The organism is Streptococcus sp. SCPM-O-B-15304 (M98) (genome assembly GCF_058200215.1).
On record NZ_JBYQGQ010000024.1, the window covers coordinates 1 to 3,260 of the forward strand.

Genomic DNA, 3,260 nt, shown 5'->3' on the forward strand with positions numbered 1-3,260 from the left:
GGAGCCAGCCGCCTAAGGTGGGATAGATGATTGGGGTGAAGTCGTAACAAGGTAGCCGTATCGGAAGGTGCGGCTGGATCACCTCCTTTCTAAGGATAAGGAATGCACATTGGTCTTGTTTAGTCTTGAGAGGTCTTGTGGGGCCTTAGCTCAGCTGGGAGAGCGCCTGCTTTGCACGCAGGAGGTCAGCGGTTCGATCCCGCTAGGCTCCATTGGTGAGAGATCACCAAGTAATGCACATTGAAAATTGAATATCTATATCAAATAGTAACAAGAAAATAAACCGAAAACGCTGTAGTATTAATAAGAGTTTATGACTGAAAGGTCAGAAAAATAAGGTTAAGTTAATAAGGGCGCACGGTGGATGCCTTGGCACTAGGAGCCGAAGAAGGACGTGACAAACGACGATATGCCTTGGGTAGCTGTAAGTAAGCGATGATCCAGGGATTTCCGAATGGGGGAACCCAACAGGTACTACCTGTTACCCATATCTGTTAAGGATATGAGGAGGAAGACGCAGTGAACTGAAACATCTAAGTAGCTGCAGGAAGAGAAAGCAAAAGCGATTGCCTTAGTAGCGGCGAGCGAAACGGCAGAAGGGCAAACCGAAGAGTTTACTCTTCGGGGTTGTAGGACTGCAATGTGGACTCAAAGACTATAGAAGAATGGTTTGGGAAAATCAGCCAAAGAGAGTGATAGCCTCGTATTCAAAATAGTCTTTGTACCTAGCAGTATCCTGAGTACGGCGGGACACGTGAAATCCCGTCGGAATCTGGGAGGACCATCTCCCAACCCTAAATACTCCCTAGTGACCGATAGTGAACCAGTACCGTGAGGGAAAGGTGAAAAGCACCCCGGGAGGGGAGTGAAATAGAACCTGAAACCGTGTGCCTACAACAAGTTCGAGCCCGTTAATGGGTGAGAGCGTGCCTTTTGTAGAATGAACCGGCGAGTTACGATATGATGCGAGGTTAAGTTGAAGAGACGGAGCCGTAGGGAAACCGAGTCTGAATAGGGCGCCTTAGTATCATGTCGTAGACCCGAAACCATGTGACCTACCCATGAGCAGGTTGAAGGTGCGGTAAGACGCACTGGAGGACCGAACCAGGGCACGTTGAAAAGTGCTTGGATGACTTGTGGGTAGCGGAGAAATTCCAAACGAACTTGGAGATAGCTGGTTCTCTCCGAAATAGCTTTAGGGCTAGCGTCGACATTAGAGATTCTTGGAGGTAGAGCACTGTTTGGGTGAGGGGTCCATCCCGGATTACCAATCTCAGATAAACTCCGAATGCCAATGAATTATGGTCGGCAGTCAGACTGCGAGTGCTAAGATCCGTAGTCGAAAGGGAAACAGCCCAGACCACCAGCTAAGGTCCCAAAATAATTGTTAAGTGGAAAAGGATGTGGGGTTGCACAGACAACTAGGATGTTAGCTTAGAAGCAGCTATTCATTCAAAGAGTGCGTAATAGCTCACTAGTCGAGTGACCCTGCGCCGAAAATGTACCGGGGCTAAAACAATTTACCGAAGCTGTGGATACCTTTATAGGTATGGTAGGAGAGCGTTCTATGTGTGAAGAAGGTGTACCGTGAGGAGTGCTGGAACGCATAGAAGTGAGAATGCCGGTATGAGTAGCGAAAGACAGGTGAGAATCCTGTCCACCGTAAGACTAAGGTTTCCAGGGGAAGGCTCGTCCGCCCTGGGTTAGTCGGGACCTAAGGAGAGACCGAAAGGTGTATCCGATGGACAACAGGTTGATATTCCTGTACTAGAGTATGTAGTGATGGAGGGACGCAGTAGGCTAACTAAAGCAGACGATTGGAAGTGTCTGTCTAAGCAGTGAGGTGTGAATTGAGTTAAATGCTTAGTTCTATAACATTGAGCTGTGATGGGGAGCGAAGTTTAGTAGCGAAGTTAGTGATGTCACACTGCCAAGAAAAGCTTCTAGCGTTTAAACATACTCTACCCGTACCGCAAACCGACACAGGTAGTCGAGGCGAGTAGCCTCAGGTGAGCGAGAGAACTCTCGTTAAGGAACTCGGCAAAATGACCCCGTAACTTCGGGAGAAGGGGTGCTGACTTTATGTCAGCCGCAGTGAATAGGCCCAAGCAACTGTTTATCAAAAACACAGCTCTCTGCTAAATCGTAAGATGATGTATAGGGGGTGACGCCTGCCCGGTGCTGGAAGGTTAAGAGGAGTGCTTAGCGGAAACGCGAAGGTATGAATTGAAGCCCCAGTAAACGGCGGCCGTAACTATAACGGTCCTAAGGTAGCGAAATTCCTTGTCGGGTAAGTTCCGACCCGCACGAAAGGCGTAATGATTTGGGCACTGTCTCAACGAGAGACTCGGTGAAATTTTAGTACCTGTGAAGATGCAGGTTACCCGCGACAGGACGGAAAGACCCCATGGAGCTTTACTGCAGTTTGATATTGAGTGTCTGTACCACATGTACAGGATAGGTAGGAGTCTAAGAGATCGGGACGCCAGTTTCGAAGGAGACGTTGTTGGGATACTACCCTTGTGTTATGGCCACTCTAACCCAGATAGGTGATCCCTATCGGAGACAGTGTCTGACGGGCAGTTTGACTGGGGCGGTCGCCTCCTAAAAGGTAACGGAGGCGCCCAAAGGTTCCCTCAGAATGGTTGGAAATCATTCGCAGAGTGTAAAGGTATAAGGGAGCTTGACTGCGAGAGCTACAACTCGAGCAGGGACGAAAGTCGGGCTTAGTGATCCGGTGGTTCCGTATGGAAGGGCCATCGCTCAACGGATAAAAGCTACCCTGGGGATAACAGGCTTATCTCCCCCAAGAGTTCACATCGACGGGGAGGTTTGGCACCTCGATGTCGGCTCGTCGCATCCTGGGGCTGTAGTCGGTCCCAAGGGTTGGGCTGTTCGCCCATTAAAGCGGCACGCGAGCTGGGTTCAGAACGTCGTGAGACAGTTCGGTCCCTATCCGTCGCGGGCGTAGGAAATTTGAGAGGATCTGCTCCTAGTACGAGAGGACCAGAGTGGACTTACCGCTGGTGTACCAGTTGTCTTGCCAAAGGCATCGCTGGGTAGCTATGTAGGGAAGGGATAAACGCTGAAAGCATCTAAGTGTGAAACCCACCTCAAGATGAGATTTCCCATGATTTTATATCAGTAAGAGCCCTGAGAGATGATCAGGTAGATAGGTTAGAAGTGGAAGTGTGGCGACACATGTAGCGGACTAATACTAATAGCTCGAGGACTTATCCAAAGTAACTGAGAATACGAAG

The 3,260-nt window shown here is 49.4% G+C and carries 1 tRNA gene and 2 rRNA genes; all 3 read left to right on the forward strand.

Annotated elements, in window-relative coordinates:
• Positions 1-89 (forward strand): 16S ribosomal RNA (locus tag AC3E7H_RS09810); the annotation flags it as partial.
• Between the two features lie 50 nt (positions 90-139).
• Positions 140-212, forward strand: a tRNA-Ala gene (locus AC3E7H_RS09815).
• A 125-nt stretch (positions 213-337) separates the two neighbouring features.
• Positions 338-3,241: ribosomal RNA gene (locus AC3E7H_RS09820) — 23S ribosomal RNA — on the forward strand.
• Positions 3,242-3,260: the final 19 nt, after the last annotated feature.